This window comes from Flavobacterium soyangense, assembly GCF_015277675.1.
Classification (GTDB): domain Bacteria; phylum Bacteroidota; class Bacteroidia; order Flavobacteriales; family Flavobacteriaceae; genus Flavobacterium; species Flavobacterium soyangense.
Genome location: NZ_JADHEC010000002.1, coordinates 119591 through 136043, shown reverse-complemented (window position 1 = coordinate 136043; position 16453 = coordinate 119591). Strand labels below are relative to the sequence as shown.

Annotated in this window: 15 protein-coding genes; 8 read left to right on the top strand and 7 right to left on the bottom strand. The window is 34.1% G+C overall.

Annotated features, from left to right (window positions below; translation table 11 throughout):
• Positions 1 to 21 precede the first annotated feature (21 nt).
• From IR213_RS01655 to IR213_RS01640, 4 genes are all read left to right on the top strand, one after another.
• Positions 22 to 1437, top strand: a complete 1416-nt coding sequence (locus tag IR213_RS01655; protein ID WP_194310614.1) for a sensor histidine kinase — start codon at positions 22 to 24, stop codon at positions 1435 to 1437.
• Positions 1438 to 1447: 10 nt separating this feature from the next.
• Complete coding sequence (locus tag IR213_RS01650; RefSeq protein WP_194310567.1) at positions 1448 to 2224, top strand: enoyl-CoA hydratase/isomerase family protein; 777 nt, start codon at positions 1448 to 1450, stop codon at positions 2222 to 2224.
• 162 nt (positions 2225 to 2386) lie between these two features.
• On the top strand, positions 2387 to 3505 hold the full coding sequence (locus IR213_RS01645; protein ID WP_194310566.1) for an ATP-binding protein: 1119 nt from the start codon (positions 2387 to 2389) through the stop codon (positions 3503 to 3505).
• 61 nt (positions 3506 to 3566) lie between these two features.
• Positions 3567 to 3962: a hypothetical protein gene (locus IR213_RS01640; RefSeq protein ID WP_194310565.1), complete on the top strand. Its 396-nt coding sequence runs from the start codon at positions 3567 to 3569 to the stop codon at positions 3960 to 3962.
• 91 nt (positions 3963 to 4053) lie between these two features.
• On the opposite strand, the gene IR213_RS01635 is transcribed toward IR213_RS01640, so the two are convergent.
• The 3 genes from IR213_RS01635 to IR213_RS01625 all read right to left on the bottom strand — a co-directional run bounded on the left by IR213_RS01635 (position 4054) and on the right by IR213_RS01625 (position 6648).
• Positions 4054 to 4707, bottom strand: a complete 654-nt coding sequence (locus IR213_RS01635) for an HD domain-containing protein (RefSeq protein ID WP_194310564.1) — start codon at positions 4705 to 4707, stop codon at positions 4054 to 4056.
• Positions 4708 to 4862: 155 nt separating this feature from the next.
• A complete protein-coding gene (locus IR213_RS01630) occupies positions 4863 to 5849 on the bottom strand; it encodes an acyl-ACP desaturase (RefSeq protein ID WP_194310563.1) in 987 nt (328 codons plus the stop codon).
• Between the two features lie 64 nt (positions 5850 to 5913).
• Complete coding sequence (locus tag IR213_RS01625) at positions 5914 to 6648, bottom strand: lysophospholipid acyltransferase family protein (RefSeq protein ID WP_194310562.1); 735 nt, start codon at positions 6646 to 6648, stop codon at positions 5914 to 5916.
• 670 nt (positions 6649 to 7318) lie between these two features.
• On the opposite strand from IR213_RS01625, the gene rnpA reads away from it, so the two are divergent.
• The 3 genes from rnpA to IR213_RS01610 all read left to right on the top strand — a co-directional run bounded on the left by rnpA (position 7319) and on the right by IR213_RS01610 (position 10219).
• The gene (gene rnpA / locus IR213_RS01620; RefSeq protein ID WP_194310561.1) at positions 7319 to 7711 is read left to right on the top strand and encodes a ribonuclease P protein component; all 393 of its coding nucleotides are present in this window, start codon (positions 7319 to 7321) and stop codon (positions 7709 to 7711) included.
• A gap of 79 nt (positions 7712 to 7790) precedes the next feature.
• The gene (locus IR213_RS01615) at positions 7791 to 9428 is read left to right on the top strand and encodes a S41 family peptidase (protein ID WP_194310560.1); all 1638 of its coding nucleotides are present in this window, start codon (positions 7791 to 7793) and stop codon (positions 9426 to 9428) included.
• The gene (locus IR213_RS01610) at positions 9428 to 10219 is read left to right on the top strand and encodes an OmpA family protein (RefSeq protein ID WP_194310559.1); all 792 of its coding nucleotides are present in this window, start codon (positions 9428 to 9430) and stop codon (positions 10217 to 10219) included. Before IR213_RS01615 ends, IR213_RS01610 begins: the two co-directional genes overlap by 1 nt.
• Here the strand turns inward: IR213_RS01610 and IR213_RS01605 are convergent, their stop codons facing one another.
• The 4 genes from IR213_RS01605 to IR213_RS01590 all read right to left on the bottom strand — a co-directional run bounded on the left by IR213_RS01605 (position 10220) and on the right by IR213_RS01590 (position 15059).
• Positions 10220 to 10666 (bottom strand): GNAT family N-acetyltransferase, encoded by a 447-nt coding sequence (locus tag IR213_RS01605; RefSeq protein ID WP_194310558.1) that lies wholly within the window; start codon positions 10664 to 10666, stop codon positions 10220 to 10222.
• Between the two features lie 10 nt (positions 10667 to 10676).
• Entirely contained in the window at positions 10677 to 11651 is a 975-nt protein-coding gene (locus IR213_RS01600) for a DUF4837 family protein (RefSeq protein ID WP_194310557.1), read from the bottom strand.
• Positions 11652 to 11700: 49 nt separating this feature from the next.
• Entirely contained in the window at positions 11701 to 13761 is a 2061-nt protein-coding gene (locus IR213_RS01595) for a LysM peptidoglycan-binding domain-containing protein (RefSeq protein ID WP_194310556.1), read from the bottom strand.
• Between the two features lie 110 nt (positions 13762 to 13871).
• A complete protein-coding gene (locus IR213_RS01590) occupies positions 13872 to 15059 on the bottom strand; it encodes a phosphoglycerate kinase (RefSeq protein WP_194310555.1) in 1188 nt (395 codons plus the stop codon).
• Between the two features lie 245 nt (positions 15060 to 15304).
• Here IR213_RS01590 and IR213_RS01585 point away from each other — a divergent pair, with 245 nt between their 5' ends.
• Positions 15305 to 16453: a DNA polymerase III subunit gene (locus tag IR213_RS01585; protein WP_194310554.1), complete on the top strand. Its 1149-nt coding sequence runs from the start codon at positions 15305 to 15307 to the stop codon at positions 16451 to 16453.

The following is a 16453-nucleotide window of genomic DNA, read 5'->3' as shown; positions in this document are numbered from 1 at the left end:
CAAATCAGGATTTTCCTTTCGATGATTGTATTGATTATTGTTGCTTCGATATTGCTAGCCACAATTTCTATTTTTCAATTCAAAAACGAAGCAAAACAGTACCATCAGGAAAGGCTGGATCGCAAGGAAGACGCCATAAAAGAGAATATCAATTATGTGCTTTCGAATACTACTTATCCGCTTACGCCAAATAATTTATCGCTAATTTTTAAGGATAAAATTCACGAATTATCTGACATTCATAATCTTGAAATCAATATTTACAGTTTAGACGGTAAGCTTTTAAAATCTTCAAAATCAAATTTTTCAATTGATCCTGTTGCTCCGCCAATTCCAAAATACATTATAAAACTCGTTCAGTCTTCTATCGAAAAAAGATATGTTGACATTAAAAACATTGACGGACAAAAGAAACGTTCTTCGTATAGTTTGATAAAAGACGACAAATTTAAGCCGTTGGGAATTTTGAATTTACCTTATGTCGAAGATGACAGTTATTATCAAACTGAATTACAGAATTTCTTGATTCGATTGGCGCAAGTTTATTCTTTTATGCTTTTGGTCGCATTTGCCGTCGCTTATTTTCTTTCGTCTTATATTACAAAATCGTTGAAGACCATTTCGGATAAATTAAGCGAAACGAGTTTGAACCAGAAAAATGAGAAAATTGTTTTAGAAGCCAGCAGCAAAGAAATAAACCTTTTGATTAATGCTTATAATGCAATGGTGGACGAACTCGAAAAAAGTGCCTTGAAATTAGCCCAAAGTGAGCGGGAAGAAGCCTGGCAGGAAATGGCAAAACAAGTGGCGCACGAGATCAAAAATCCGCTTACGCCAATGCGATTGACGGTGCAAAGTTTTCAAAGAAAATTTGAGCCAAACGACCCCAATCTGAAACAGAAAATTAATGATTATTCAGAAACTTTGATACAACAAATCGACACGATGAGTTCAGTAGCTTCGGCATTTTCTAACTTTGCATCAATGCCGGCGCAACAAAATGAAACGCTTAACGTGGTTGATGTTGTAGAATTAACAATGGATATTTTCAATGAAGAATACATTGTTTTTAAAGCGGAAGAAGAAGAGATTATTTCGAAAATTGACCGAACGCAACTCATCCGAATCATTACCAATTTGGTCAAAAATGCCATTCAATCCATTCCGGAAAATCAAGAAAACAAATCGATATTGGTTACCATAAAAAAAGAAAATGATAATGTGCTAATCACTGTTGCCGACAACGGAATAGGAATAGCAGCCGAAGATTTCCATCGGATTTTTGAACCAAAATTCACCACAAAATCCAGCGGAATGGGGTTGGGTCTTGGCATCATCAAAAACATTATCGAAAATTATAAAGGAACAATTACATTCGAATCACAAAAAGGAAAAGGAACAACATTTATTGTTTCTCTTCCAATAATCAATACATAAAAACTGAATTATGGCACTCGAAAACATCATCTTGGAACACGAAAAAGGCATTGCAACTATTTTTATCAATCGTCCGGAAAAGTTAAATGCCTTAAACAGAGCAACAATTCAAGAGTTGCACGAAACTTTAAAATTAGTCGATGAAAATCCCGAAGTTCGAGTAATTATCATTACCGGAAGCGGAGAAAAAGCTTTTGTGGCTGGCGCCGATATTTCTGAATTTGCCCATTTCACATCCGTTGAAGGTTCACAATTGGCCGCACAAGGACAGCAATTATTATTCGATTTTATAGAAAACATGAAAACTCCTGTAATTGCAGCTATCAATGGTTTTGCCCTTGGAGGCGGACTTGAATTAGCTATGGCTTGCCATTTTAGAATCGCTTCGGAGAATGCGAAAATGGGTTTGCCTGAAACTTCTCTTGGTGTCATTCCCGGTTATGGAGGAACGCAACGTTTGCCTCAGATTATTGGAAAAGGTCGTGCTATGGAAATGATTATGACCGCGGGAATGATTGATGCTGAAACTGCAAAAATTTACGGATTAGTCAATCATGTGGTGCCACAAACCGATTTGTTTTCGACTTATACGACGATTGCCACCAGAATTATAAAAAATTCTCCCGTTGCAATTGCCAAAGCCATTGAAGCCGTAAACGCCAACTATATTTCAGGTGTAAATGGATTTGATGTCGAAATCAAAAATTTTGGCGATTGTTTTGCAACTGATGATTTTAAAGAAGGAACAACGGCGTTTTTAGAGAAAAGAAAAGCGGAGTTTAAATAATCGGTGGTCAGAAATTTAGTAACCAGTGCCTTGTTGAACTGGATTTCTAATTTTAAATATCAAATTATTATACTTTTTTGATATTCTAATATCAAATTATCATACTTTTTTGATATTGTAATATCATTTTATTATATATTTGCATTGTAATTGTATGCAAAAATGATTAATAGAACCTCACAACCCGAAATTGACAGTTATCTTTTCAAAGGTAAAGCCATATTAGTATTTGGCGCAAGACAAGTAGGCAAAACCTCTTTGATAAAAAATACTGTTAGCAATCAATCTTTTTTATGGCTCAATGGAGATGAACCAGACACCCAACTTTTGTTAGAAAACATCACCACCGATAGGCTAAAAGCCTTAATCGGAGACAACAAAATATTGGTCATTGACGAAGCGCAAATGATTCACAATATTGGTTTATTGATCAAACGAATGGTCGATAATTATCCTGAAATTCAAGTGATTGCTTCGGGAAGTAGTGCATTTGAATTGGCTGACAAAACCAAGGAATCAATGGTTGGCAGAAAAGAAGAATTACAACTTTTTCCGTTGAGTTACGGCGAAATGGTCAAACACAGCAATTTTATTGAAGAAACTCGTTTGGTTCCTCATCGTTTGGTTTTTGGATATTATCCAGAAGTGGTTACCAATGTTGGCAAAGAAGAAAAAATCCTGAATGATTTGGTCGAAGGTTTTCTGTATAAAGACATTTTGAATCTCGAAGGCATCAAAAAATCAGCGACTTTACAGCGATTGGTTCAAATGTTAGCGTATCGAATTGGCAGCGAAATTAGTTATAATTCTCTAGCGAATGATTTAGGAATAAGTCGATTAACCGTTGAGAAATACATTGATATTCTTGAAAAAAACTTTATTGTTTTTAGCTTGAATGCTTTTAGCAAAAATCAGGATAACGAACTCAAAAAAGGCAGAAAAGTTTATTTTTGGGACAATGGTTTGCGCAATCGAATCATCAAAAATTTTAATCCAATAGAGCTTCGCGACGATATTGGTGCGTTGTGGGAAAACTTTGTTATCAGCGAGCGCAAGAAAAAATTGTCTTATGAAAATCAGTTTAAAGACACTTATTTTTGGAGAAATACACAACAAGCCGAAATTGATTATTTAGAAATAAAAAATAACGAAATTGAAGCTTTTGAAATCAAATACAGTCCAAATGTAAAAGTGAAATTTACCAAATCGTTTACAGAAAAGTATCATCCAAAAACAACTCAAGTCATTCACAAGGAAAATTTTTGGAATTATTTGATATAAATCAAAACCTCAAAGGTTTGTTCTGAAAACCAATTATTTACAACTTATAAAAAATAAAACTATGTCCTTCCAACCTGTATTTGCCCAATTCTGGGAAAAAGTAAAAGAAAGTATCGATAATAAAACGTATGCTAAATTAACGTTGGCCAAAACCATTGGCGACACCGAATTGAAAAATATTTATGTGCGTCCCGTTTTGAATGATGGCGTTTTCAGCCTTTCGATTACGGCTCGTTACAAAACTGAAGAAGTTGAAAGTTTTCATTCATTGGAAGAAGCTTTTTTTGTTTTGGCGCCATATATGAACAATCCTTTTTTAACTGCTTTGTTGTTTACAACAGAGAACGATATAACATTTAAACTCAATAAAAAGCGTGTGGGAAGCATTATTGAGCAAGCTCCTACTTTTAAAAATGCTTCGGATGTGATTTTAGAAATGAAGGAAAAGGGAATTTAAAAAAGTTTGCAGTTTTCAGTACTCAGTTGAAATAAATAAAAGTAATCAGTTACTAGACTATAAACTACGACTGAATACTGCAAACTGAAAACTACTTTTCCCCATCCCATTCTGCATAAAATTGCGATAGAAATGTCATCATAAACCGGTGTCTTTCTTGGGCGATTTTTTTACCAGTTTCGGTATTCATTTTGTCCTTTAAAAGCAATAGTTTTTCGTAAAAATGATTCAAGGTTGGTGCTTCACTATTTTTGTATTCTTCTTTGCTCATTCTAAGATTTGGAGCAATTTTTGGATTATATAAAGGCCTGTTTTTGAATCCACCATAATTGAACGTTCTAGCAATGCCAATGGCTCCAATGGCGTCCAATCGATCTGCGTCTTGAACGATATCCAACTCGATGGAAGAGAATAGCTTTTTAGTATTTCCACCCTTAAAAGAGATGTTTTCGATTATATCAACAACGTGCTGGATTGTGGCTTCATCAAGATTTTCGCTTTCAAGAAATTCGCGCGCTATTTTTGGTCCAACCGTTTCGTCACCATTGTAAAATTTACTGTCGGCAATATCATGAAGCAATGCTCCAAGTTTTACAACAGTAATGTCACAAACTTCGTTGTAAGAGATTGATACTGAATTTTTAAACACTCTTTCTATATGAAACCAGTCGTGTCCACCTTCGGCATTTTCCAATTTTTGCTTTACAAAAAGAATTGTTTTATTGATTATATTTTCGTTACTCATAGCAATTAAGAATTAAAAAAAGCTGATTTTTAAAGGTTAAATTCAAAAATCAGCAATTCAATATTTCATATCAATTTCAAAGACAATTTCAAAGACAATTTCAAAAAAGTCAATCTAAATCATCTCTCCAATCCAACCAATCTGCATTCAAAAATTTACAATCTAGCAGGTTCAACCCATTTAAATTGAAACGACTCTTGAGGTATCACTAATCTCTCTGAAATCCGTGCCATTCTAGCTGGTAATTTCATCAAATAATCCCTTGCTTTTTCGGCTTCATCGGTCAAACCTGAAATCTTGTCGATTTGCCATTTTTCGATTAATTTTTGCATAATATCAACATAATCGCTAGCTGTATAAACTCCAATCCGTTGTGCTGAATCTGAAAAATGTTCGAAAGCAGAGCTTATTTTTTGTCCTGATTCTCTCAAGAAATGCGCTGGCATCACAATTTTGGCCTTCATCATATATTGAAAAGCAAGCATCATTTCGCTTGGATCAATTTTGAAAATCTGATTGACAAATTCGCTATAAGCAAGATGATGGCGCATTTCGTCACCGGCAACCATTTTACACATTTTGGCTAATTTAGTGTCGCCATAACTCTTTGCTAATTGCGAAACTCTATTGTGAGAAACATAAGTTGCTAATTCCTGAAAACTAGTATATACAAAGTTTTTATAGGGATCTCTTCCGGTTCCAATGTCGAAACCGTCATTGATAAGGTGTTGCGTGGTCATTTCGATTTCGCGCATATTCACTCGACCGGACAAATAAAGATATTTATTAAGCAAATCGCCGTGACGGTTTTCTTCACCGGTCCATTGACGAACCCATTTTGCCCAACCATTTCTTTCCAGATTATCTACGCCTTCAACTTCCATTAACCAGTTTTCGTAAGTTGGCAAAGCTTCTTCGGTAATCATATCGCCTACCATTGCAACCCAAAAATCATAAGGCAAATCTTTTGAAATTTCTCTCAATTCTTTTACTTCTTCTAGGAAATTATCGCTTTCTGAATTAGGTAAAAAGTCGGATGGTTGCCAGATTTTCTCCACCGGAATTAGATATTGGTCAACATAACTGCTAACGTTTTTTTCTAATAGTTGCATTACTTCTAATCGAATATTTTTTAATGACATATTTGTTTTATTTTGAATATCGGGATTTTGTATTTATCCCAAACATACACAATTTATTACTATTTTAAATTTTTATTCCTTCAACAATAGTGCTTTCTGTTTTTTTTATTATTTCTTCAAAGGTAAAGTTTTCTACTGCTAAAGCCTTATGAATGGTAAAGGTAATGTGATTTCCTAAACCATACGGAAAAAGTCCAAATTTAAAAAACTTCCAGGAATTATTGATACTTATAGGCACAACATAAGCAGACGGCGCATATTTACACAATATTTTCAAGCCGCTTTGTGCAAATTCCTTCGGATTTCCTGTTTTACTTCTTGTCCCTTCTGGAAAAATTACCGCTGATCTTTTATACTTTTCTATATATTCTGACAATCCTTTAATCATCGGAATAGCTTGTTTTGGATCTTTTCTGTCAATAAGAACCGAGCCTCCGTGTCGTAAATTATAAGAAACACTAGGAATTCCTTTTCCTAATTCAACTTTGCTTACAAATTTTGGATGAAATTTTCTCAAAAACCAAATCATTCCAATGATATCATACATCCCCTGATGGTTTGCCACAAAAATAATGGGAACTCCAGTCGGAATGGTTTCCCTGCCTTCAATTTTATAGGTTGTGCCTAAAACGTGACCGATTCTTAATAAGAAAAAGTTCAGGTAATCTACACTTTTTTTATGAGCTTGGTAACCAAAAACATTAAAACAAATCCACTGGATGGGATGAAAAATAATTAATATTAAAAGGAATAACAGAATTGCAATAAAGGATATTGGATAAGATATAATTTTTTGCATTTAGTGGTTTTAGTTTGCAAAAATAAGAAATATATTTTTAGTGGGTTTTTAATACCAAACAATAATGTTGTTTTGGTTATTAATTACGAATTATTTGATTAAATTTGTTTTAGTTGCTTGTAGGATTGTGCTCAGAATGCAATTCTACGTCATCCGTAACAAGGATAATTTGTATATCAGTGTGAACGGGAGTAAAACAAAGATTTCGGAAATACAAGCCCAAAATAAGGTGAAAAACATAATTAAATACTTACTAGTTTACCTGATAGTATTGATGTTAATTTTATACTTTGCCTGTATTGCTGAAGGGATCCAAAATTTAGGAATAAAGCATTATGATTATATTCAATCAACAAAATATTTTACCTTTTGGGTAATTCCTTATTGGTGGCTAATCTTAATTATAGTTTCAATAATATTAGCAATAATAACAAATCTGCTAATGCAGTTTAAAACAAAAAAAGTGAACGTTCAATTAAGTAATAACACCATTGCAAAACCCGATTGCTCAGAAATGAACTAAATTTTCTCCTGAACGGCTAGCACAAAATTGCATTGCGTCCCCACAAATTCAATCAAACAAAAAAAAACTACATTCTAAAAAAATAAAACCGTTTAGGGTTTAATTGTACCTTTGCATTCGAAAATATTTACTGTTTTTATATAAAAAATGAACTTCACTTATCCAAAAAACGAAAAGCTAAAAAGTAAAATCACGATAGATTTACTTTTTTCCAAAGGCAAATCTGTGTCAAAATATCCTTTGAGACTGGTTTATGTGGAAAGTGATTATGGCATTCCCGAAACTTCGGAACAAAAACTAAAAATGGGGGTTTCGGTTTCCAAGAAATACTTCAAACACGCCGTGGATCGTAATTATTTCAAGCGCATTCTTCGCGAAACCTATCGTTTAAACAAAAACATTCTGATTGATAATTTGGACAAAAAATATGCTTTTATGTTTTTTTATCAAACCAAAGACCGATTATCTTACGAAGAAATCAACATTAAAACCATTCAATTGTTTGAAAAGTTTGTTCACCAATTAAAAAACGAAGAATAGCGACTTTGTATATAGCTGCTTTGTTATTATTGGTGTTTTATTCTTATTTTAGTGGTCTAAAATTTAGCCAATACTGATTATGACTTCTCCATTCAAAAAAAAGTTCATTCTTCCGGCCATAGCTTCAGCATTTTTGTTTGTTGGCGTTAGTTTCAAAGACGATTTTTTTGAAATTGCCAAACAGGTAGAAATATTTACAACGCTTTTTAAAGAGTTAAATAAAAACTATGTCGACGAAACAAATCCTGGCGATTTAATGGACAAAGCCATCAAAGGAATGTTGGCCAGTCTTGATCCATATACCGTATATTTTAATGAGCAGGATGTTGTGAAATTCAAGATAAACAATACTGGCGAATATACCGGAATTGGCGCTTCGGTTACTCGAAAAGAAGACAAATTAATCATTCGCGAACCCTATAAAAACTTCCCTGCGGATAAAGCCGGGCTTAAAGCTGGTGACGAAATTATTCAAATTGGCGATATTGTTTTGTCCGATTTCAAAGGCGACGCTTCACAGCTTTTTAGAGGCGCAAAAAACACTAAAATCGATGTCAAATACATCCGCCAAGGCAAAACAAACTCGGCCCAAATTGTACTTGATGAAGTTGCCATAAAATCGGTGCCGTTTTTTGGAAAAATTGACGACAAAACCGGATATATCGTTTTATCCCATTTTAACCAAAAAGCTTCATTGGAAACTAAGGAAGCTTTAGAACAATTAAAAAGAGAAGGCGCTGATAAAATTATTCTGGATTTAAGAGGAAATCCTGGTGGGCTTTTGAATGAAGCTGTGAATATTTGTAATTTATTTGTTCCAAAAAATGAAACAATCGTAACCACAAAATCAAAAATTGAGAAGCACAACAATACTTATAAAACCTCACGAGAGCCTATAGATACTGAAATTCCATTAGTTATTTTGGTGAATGGAAAAAGTGCTTCGGCATCAGAAATTGTTTCGGGAGCTTTGCAGGATTTGGATCGTGCCGTGGTCATTGGTAGCCGAAGTTTCGGAAAAGGATTGGTTCAAAGACCGGTAGATCTGACTTATGGAACGCAATTAAAAGTTACGATTTCTCGCTATTACACACCTTCAGGAAGATGCATTCAGGCTTTGGATTATACACATAAAGACAAAAACGGTGTCGCCACAAAAACCGAAGCCAAGAATTATAACGCTTTCAAAACCCGAAAAGGAAGAACGGTTTATGATGGAGGCGGCATTCAACCTGACATTGAACTCGAAGAAACGAAAACAAGTCCAATTACGGAAGCCTTGCTTAAAAACGACGGAATTTTCAATTATGCAACTGCCTATTATTACAAAAATCCAAATTTAGGCTATCAAATTCCAACATTTTCTGATGCTGATTTCCAAGATTTTAAACAGTATTTAAAAATCCAGAAATTTTCTTTCGACACTGAAACGGAACTCGCTTTGAAAAACACTTTCGCTGTAGCCAAAAAAGAAAAAGTGGACGAAAGCATTAGCTCTGAATATCAGCAATTACTGACTGCCCTTCAAAAAAGTGAAGAAACTTCATTAGATAAAAACCAAAAGGAAATCAAAAATTTAATCCTTGACGAAATCATTAAACGTTATCAATATCAAGAAGGCTTATATCAATATTATCTCAAAAACAACTCCGAAATCAAGAAAGCAACAAGCGTTCTGAGCAATAGTGATGAGTATAAAAGCATCCTGAAAATGTGATGAATAGAGGCTTAAAAATACTATTTCTTTTATTTTATGGCTATCTCTCTGCACAAGAAGACTCAGTTCAATCCGTATATTTTGACTTTGATAAATTCTCTTTGAATAAAACCCAAATAAATACAATTATTGGTCTTATAAACTCGCCTGATTTTTCACAATTTGAAGCCATTCAGCTTTATGGTTATTGTGATGACAGAGGAAGTGAGGATTATAACGATAAATTGTCTAATAAAAGAGTGGCAACCGTCCAGAAAACACTGCTTTCTAACGGTGTTCTGCAAAATAAAATTTTTATTTGCGAAGGCAGGGGACGTGTAGTTTTGGTTAAGGATTCTATAAAAAATTTACAAAAAACACGCGATCAAAACAGACGTGTAGATTTAATTTTTATCAAAAAAACAGTGTATACTTCCTTTCCGGAAAATCCAAAAGCGGGAGATCTCATTATTTTAGAACGAGTTTCATTTGAAATGGGTTCGAGCGTCCTTTCTTTAAAAGCAAAAAAAGAATTGGACAGAATTGTTGTTTTATTGGAAAAACACAAGACGCTTCGATTTGAAATTAAAGGTCATGTGTGTTGCACTTCAAGCAAATATACTGATGCTATTGACAAGGAAACCCAAGACAGAAATCTTTCCACAAACAGGGCCAAAAATGTGTTTGTGTATCTTCATTCGAAAGGAATAAGCCCGTATCGAATGTCGTATAAAGGATATGGAAACCGTTTTCCGCTTGGCAAAGAGGATGCTCAAGATCGGCGGGTGGAACTTTTTATAACCAAATTATAATTACTCCTTTTTCATCTCAATATGCGGAATATCATCCTCGAGATACATTTCGCTGGTTTTAACAAATCCGTGACTTTCATAGAATTTTTGCAGATATAATTGTGCTCCAATAGTGATCTTGCATTCGCCAAAATGAGTCTTAATTCCTATAATAGCTTCTCGAATTAAGTCGTGACCCCATTTTCTGTCGCGAAATTTAGCATCAACAGTAACTCTCCCAATAGAAGCGTTATCAAATGAAATACCTGCTTTAAAAAGTCTGGAATATGCCACAATTTTGCCTTCGAATTCGCCAAAAAGGTGTAATGCCACTTTATCTTTTCCGTCAAGATCAAGATAAACGCAGTTTTGTTCGACAACAAATATTTCGCTTCTTAACCTCATAATATCATATAGTTCATTTACCGAAAGATTTTCAAAAGTCTTGATTTCCCATTGTAGTGCCATCTGCATAATTTTATTTTAAAATACTGATTGATTTAATAATTGATTCTAATTCGTGCATCAGATCACGCTCTTCTTTAGATGGAGAATAACAGAATCCTTCTAGAACCAAAATTCTGTCGTGTTGTTCATCCACAATTGCATAATTGATGAACGGGCCTGACATAAATTCATTTTTTAGCTCCCAAGTTCCCTTAGTTTCATAGGTTTCTTTACCATCTAATTTAATTTTGAAAAGATAGGGCGCATAGCCTTCTTCGGTAATCATTTTCGTCTCGGATTCTGTTCCGCGAATATACAAATCCCCAATGGAATCACGCATTTTAATGATACTAGCAATGCTATTCGAGTCTTTTTTAATGGAACTTATTGGAACTTGATAAATTAAAATACTGGTATTGCCACTAACAATTTCTTTTTTGAGCCAAATAAATTTATTTTTTTGGAGCACGTACAAATAACCGGAAGGAACATCCAGAGAAATATTGAATGCATTAGTAATTCTTTGAGTATTTATTAGCGATTGACTACTAATCCTTTGGTTTTCGGCGATTTCAGTATCCTTTATGATTTGGATTATTTTGGGTGTGTGTTTTTCAATGATTTCCAAAATATCGGCGTTTGTTTTTCCTGAAATATGAAATACGTTTTGGGGTGATGCATATTGGTTTTTCTTGATTTCGAATTTATTTTTGTCGTCCTTTTTTACAACGATAATCGTTCTGCTGTCAGTCATAAATCCTTCCATAAGTTTGACTGGATATTGATTTATGGTAAACAAAGGTTCCTCTTGTGGCAATCCAATCACTGGTGATGCAAACTTGTTTCGAATGCTGTCGCCAATTTCTCCGTTCCATAATTGGTCGTCAATAATTACCGAAATAGTATTGATTTTTCCTGTTGCTTTTCGGGGCAAATTATCACTTTTCTTATTACAAGAAAAAAAGAGGAAGGCAAATAGAAGAAATAAAAAATGGGTTTTATTCATTATGAAATTAATTATGAAATAAAACCCAAATTTATAGAAGATTATTGTCTTATCCGTTAATTTTTAGCTTCATTCCCGGTTTAAGGTCTTCACCGCTTATGTCATTCCATTTTTTAATATCTGAAATGGTTACCCCTGGATATTTTTTGGCAATACTGTATAAGGAATCGCCTTTTTTAACATAATAATTGATGGTGTTGCTTTTTGAAGCTGAAGCTAAATTATCTCTTTTTCTGAATGTTGCTGCGACAGATTTACTTTCAATTGCCACTTCACTTTTGGCAACAATTAAACTACTTCCCAAAGCAATTTTATTTTCTTGAAGATTATTCCATTGTTTCAAATCGTCAACAGAACTACCAAATTTTTTGGCAATATTTCCAAGATTGTCTCCTTTTTTAACAACATATTCAACATTTTCAGTTTTAGTGGTTGCAGCCATATTTTCATTAGAATTCACATCGGTTTTTGCAACTTGCAACGATTCACCAAGCTGAATATTAATGCTCGAAAGATGATTCCATTCTTTAATTTCTTCAACGGTAACATTATATTTTTTGGCAATATTCCCAAGATTATCTCCTTTTTGAACTACATAATTAGCAGCAACATTAGATGATAAAGTATCAGTTCTTATGGGTTTTTTCGTTTTGTCTTCTTTATTTGCTTTGGTTTCTGAAACGGCTAACTGTTGATTGTCCGCTTTAATTTCTGAAGGAATTCTATCCGTTTTTGGTTCATTTCTAACGGTTTTAACAACACTTTCATTGGTAATGATTTTCAGGCTTTTGCCCCGAGCTACTGTATTGCCTTTTATTCTGTTCCACTTTTTCAAATCAGAAATGCTAATATTATATTTATCAGCTATTTCACCCAGATTATCTCCACGTCTTACGATGTAATATTTTGTTTTGGGAAGTGTAATTCGTTGAATTGAGTAATTCATTGTATCGTTCAGCACAATTTCTTTTGTAACCTGAAATGGTCTTTCACGAAAGTCTAATTCACGTTGAACATAAGCATAAATTTTGTCTTCGTTTGATGCAAAAACGGATATTTTTTCCTTTGGCAATCTTAAAAAATGGGCTTGATCTTGATAAAACGGAATCACATTCAGTTTATATGACGGGTTCAAAAGTTGCAATTGCGTCACAGGAACATCGAGCAAGTCTGAAATTTGCTTGAACGACATTTGTTTTTTAATCATTATGGTGTCAGTGGCAAATTGTTTTACCAAGGCTCTGTCCGCTATAATTCCGTGTTCTTTGTGGTATTCGTAAATATACATCGTGGCCAGAAAAGCGGGAACATATCCTTGAGTTTCTTTTGGCAAATTTTTTCTGATGTTCCAATAATTTTGCTGTCCGCCAGAACGTCGAATCGCTTTAGTAACATTTCCAGGACCCGAATTATAGGATGCCAAAACCAAATCCCAATCGCCAAAAATTGCATACATATTAGTCATATATTGTGCAGCGGCTTCGCTTGATTTCAAGGGATCGCTTCGTTCATCAACATAGGAATCGATCTTTAGATTATAGAGTTTTCCCGTTTGATACATAAACTGCCAAAGTCCGGTAGCGCCCATTTTTGAAACTGCTTTGGGGTTCAAAGCTGATTCTACAACCGCCAAGTATTTTATCTCCAAAGGCACATTTTGTTTGGCCAAAGCCTCTTCAAACAATGGAAAATAATATTCCGAAATAGCCATTAATCTTCCAAAAGATTTTTTCCTGTTCTTAAGAAATGACTTGATGATGTTTTCCAGACCTTGGTTGTATTCAATATTGAACGGAGATTTTGCATCCATTGCCGCCAGTCTTTCCTTCAACAACTCTGTTGGCAATTCAAAATCAACTTTTTCGTCAATATTGATGTTTTTTATATCATCAGAAATATCATTATATATATCTAAATTAGCTAATTCCTTAAGCCACAAACTGTCCACGCAAGAAGCCATTTTGTCTTTTACGAAAGTTTTTTTGATAGAATCTAAATAGGAATTTTTTATTTCAGTTTTTGCAAATCCTTTGTTTTCAACAATTTTTTGCGAAAACATAGAAATTGACAATAATAGAAAAAACGATAGGGCTGTGTTTTTTATATTCATAATTTTTTAATCAACAGACTATATTTCAAACGATTAAAACCTAATCGTCTTTTGCAAACATAATACGTTGAAACTAAAAATTTCAGTAAATATTGTTAAAAATGCGTTTTTTAGTCCAAAATAGCCGCGATTCCGGGTAAAATCTTACCTTCTAGCATTTCTAGCATTGCTCCTCCACCGGTTGAAACATAACTCACTTTGTCTTCAAAACCAAATTGTTTTACTGCTGCAACAGAATCTCCTCCACCTACAAGTGAGAATGCTCCGTTTTCGGTTGCTTCTGCAATAAAGTTCCCTAATTCAATGGTTCCGTTAGCGAATTTATCCATTTCGAAAACACCTAAAGGTCCGTTCCAAAGTATGGTTTTTGATTCTAAAATTACTTTTTTGAAGTTCTCCAAAGATTTTGGTCCGGCATCAAGTCCTTGCCAACCATCAGGAATTTTTCGAACATCAACAACCTGAGTATCGGCGTCTTTTGAAAAAGCGTTCGCAGCAATAACATCAACAGGAATGTGAATTTGTACTCCTTTTTCTCTAGCTAAACGCAGAATTTCCAATGCCAATTCTTGTTTGTCATCTTCACAAATAGAATCTCCTATTTTCCCACCCAAAGCTTTCACGAAAGTAAAAGTCATTCCACCACCTATAATCATATGGTCAACTTTGTCCAGAATATTTTCGATAACCGTAATTTTAGAAGACACTTTTGAACCTCCAAGAACAGCTGTTACTGGTTTTTGAGAATCTTTCAAAACTTTGTTTAAACTTTCGATTTCTTTTGCCAATAATAATCCAAAACATTTGTCTTTTGGAAAAAACTGTGCAATTATTGTAGTTGATGCGTGTGCTCTGTGTGCAGTTCCAAAAGCATCGTTTACATAAATATCTCCAAGAGAAGCCAGTTTTTTTGCAAAATCAACATCTCCAGCTTCTTCTTCAGCATAAAAACGTAAATTTTCCAATAATAAAATTTGACCTGGTTGTATATTGTTTACGGCTTTCTCGGCTTCAGCTCCAATGCAATCTGGCGAAAAATAAACGGTTTGCCCAAGAATTTCCGAAGCTTTTTTTACAATATGTCCTAATGAATATTTTCTATCAATACCTTTTGGTCTTCCAAGATGTGACATCAAAATCACACTTCCTCCATCGGCAAGAATTTTGTCGATTGTTGGTTTTGCCGCTTCGATTCGAGTGGCATCGGTTACATTAAAATTTTCGTCTAAAGGCACGTTAAAATCAACTCGGATTAAGGCTTTTTTATTTTTGAAATCGAAATCGTTTATGGTTTTCATTGGATATGTTTTTTAGTTTTTTTGAAAGAAAAACAAATATAGAACTTTTAAGGAATTTAAAAATAAGAATAGCTTGAAAATTATAGCAATCTGGTAACGAAAACGATGTAATTTAATAATTAAATGCGTATTTTGGTTTTTTACATCTACTAAAAATTAGTTTTATGAATAATTTTAGAATCTATATTTCTCAAACTTTATAACTGAAATTGCGAAAATAGTGCATTTTCTGCTATATTTGCCCTATGCAGTTTTCAGATATTTTAGGGCAGGATCACATCAAAAATCACTTGACACGAAGTGCCGATTTGGGCAGAATTCCTCACGCACAATTATTTGTCGGACCCGAGGGAAGTGGTACTTTACCAATGGCGATTGCTTATGCGCAATACATTTTATGCGGCAATCAAAACGGAGAAAATTTTGGTGCCAATGAAAGTTGCAATCTTAAATTCCAAAAAATTTCACATCCAGATTTACATTTTGTTTATCCAACGGTAAGCACCGAAGATGTAAAAACAAAACCGAAAAGCATAGATTTCATTGCAGATTGGAGACAATTTATTAGCCAAAATCCCTACGGAGGTTTGTTCGATTGGTATTCAATTTTGGGTGTTCAAAACAAACAAGGAGAAATTCGGGTTGATGATGCACAGGAAATTTTAAAATCATTGGCTTTAAAATCCTACGAAGGCGGATATAAAATTATGATCGTTTGGATGGCCGATAAAATGAATATTGCTGCTTCCAATAAATTGCTAAAATTACTCGAAGAACCACCAGAAAAAACAGTTTTTATTCTGATTTCCGAAAACGAGGAAGATATTATTCAAACGATTCGTTCTCGTTGCCAAGTTTTGCATTTTAATGGATTGAGCGAACACGTAATTTCTGAAGCGCTGGTTTCTCGTGAACAAATAGAACCAAAACTAGCCACAAAAATCGCGCATCAGGCACAAGGAAATTACAACAAAGCCTTACATTTATTAAAAGATAACAGCGAAGAATTTCCATTCGAACAGTGGTTTGTTGTTTGGGTTCGTGCGGCTTTTAAAGCCAAAGGAAATCCTGCCATTATTGCGGATTTAATTCATTGGAGCGAACAAATTGCAGCTTTGGGAAGAGAAACCCAAAAGAAGTTTCTGCAATATTGCATTGATATTTTTCGTCAGGCGTTGCTGCATAATTATGAAACGCCAAGTTTAGTTTATTTTGAACCCGCTGTCGAAAATTTTACAATTGCAAAATTTGCGCCTTTTGTAAACGGCAACAACATTCACGAAATATTTCAGGAATTGTCCGATGCGATTTACCACATCGAGCGCAACGGAAATGCTAAAATTATCCTGACCGATTTATCCATAAAACTCACTCGTTTAATACATAAAAAATAA

What these genes read in the sequence shown, in the direction of transcription:
- IR213_RS01600 (WP_194310557.1), bottom strand. Translation starts at nt 11,651, where the DNA reads ATGAATAAAACCCATTTTTTATTTCTTCTATTTGCCTTCCTCTTTTTT.
- IR213_RS01595 (WP_194310556.1), bottom strand. Translation starts at nt 13,761, where the DNA reads ATGAATATAAAAAACACAGCCCTATCGTTTTTTCTATTATTGTCAATT.
- IR213_RS01590 (WP_194310555.1), bottom strand. Translation starts at nt 15,059, where the DNA reads ATGAAAACCATAAACGATTTCGATTTCAAAAATAAAAAAGCCTTAATC.
- IR213_RS01635 (WP_194310564.1), bottom strand. Translation starts at nt 4,707, where the DNA reads ATGAGTAACGAAAATATAATCAATAAAACAATTCTTTTTGTAAAGCAA.
- IR213_RS01610 (WP_194310559.1), top strand. Translation starts at nt 9,428, where the DNA reads ATGAATAGAGGCTTAAAAATACTATTTCTTTTATTTTATGGCTATCTC.
- IR213_RS01615 (WP_194310560.1), top strand. Translation starts at nt 7,791, where the DNA reads ATGACTTCTCCATTCAAAAAAAAGTTCATTCTTCCGGCCATAGCTTCA.
- rnpA (WP_194310561.1), top strand. Translation starts at nt 7,319, where the DNA reads ATGAACTTCACTTATCCAAAAAACGAAAAGCTAAAAAGTAAAATCACG.
- IR213_RS01625 (WP_194310562.1), bottom strand. Translation starts at nt 6,648, where the DNA reads ATGCAAAAAATTATATCTTATCCAATATCCTTTATTGCAATTCTGTTA.
- IR213_RS01645 (WP_194310566.1), top strand. Translation starts at nt 2,387, where the DNA reads ATGATTAATAGAACCTCACAACCCGAAATTGACAGTTATCTTTTCAAA.
- IR213_RS01630 (WP_194310563.1), bottom strand. Translation starts at nt 5,849, where the DNA reads ATGTCATTAAAAAATATTCGATTAGAAGTAATGCAACTATTAGAAAAA.
- IR213_RS01655 (WP_194310614.1), top strand. Translation starts at nt 22, where the DNA reads ATGATTGTATTGATTATTGTTGCTTCGATATTGCTAGCCACAATTTCT.
- IR213_RS01650 (WP_194310567.1), top strand. Translation starts at nt 1,448, where the DNA reads ATGGCACTCGAAAACATCATCTTGGAACACGAAAAAGGCATTGCAACT.
- IR213_RS01605 (WP_194310558.1), bottom strand. Translation starts at nt 10,666, where the DNA reads ATGGCACTACAATGGGAAATCAAGACTTTTGAAAATCTTTCGGTAAAT.
- IR213_RS01640 (WP_194310565.1), top strand. Translation starts at nt 3,567, where the DNA reads ATGTCCTTCCAACCTGTATTTGCCCAATTCTGGGAAAAAGTAAAAGAA.
- IR213_RS01585 (WP_194310554.1), top strand. Translation starts at nt 15,305, where the DNA reads ATGCAGTTTTCAGATATTTTAGGGCAGGATCACATCAAAAATCACTTG.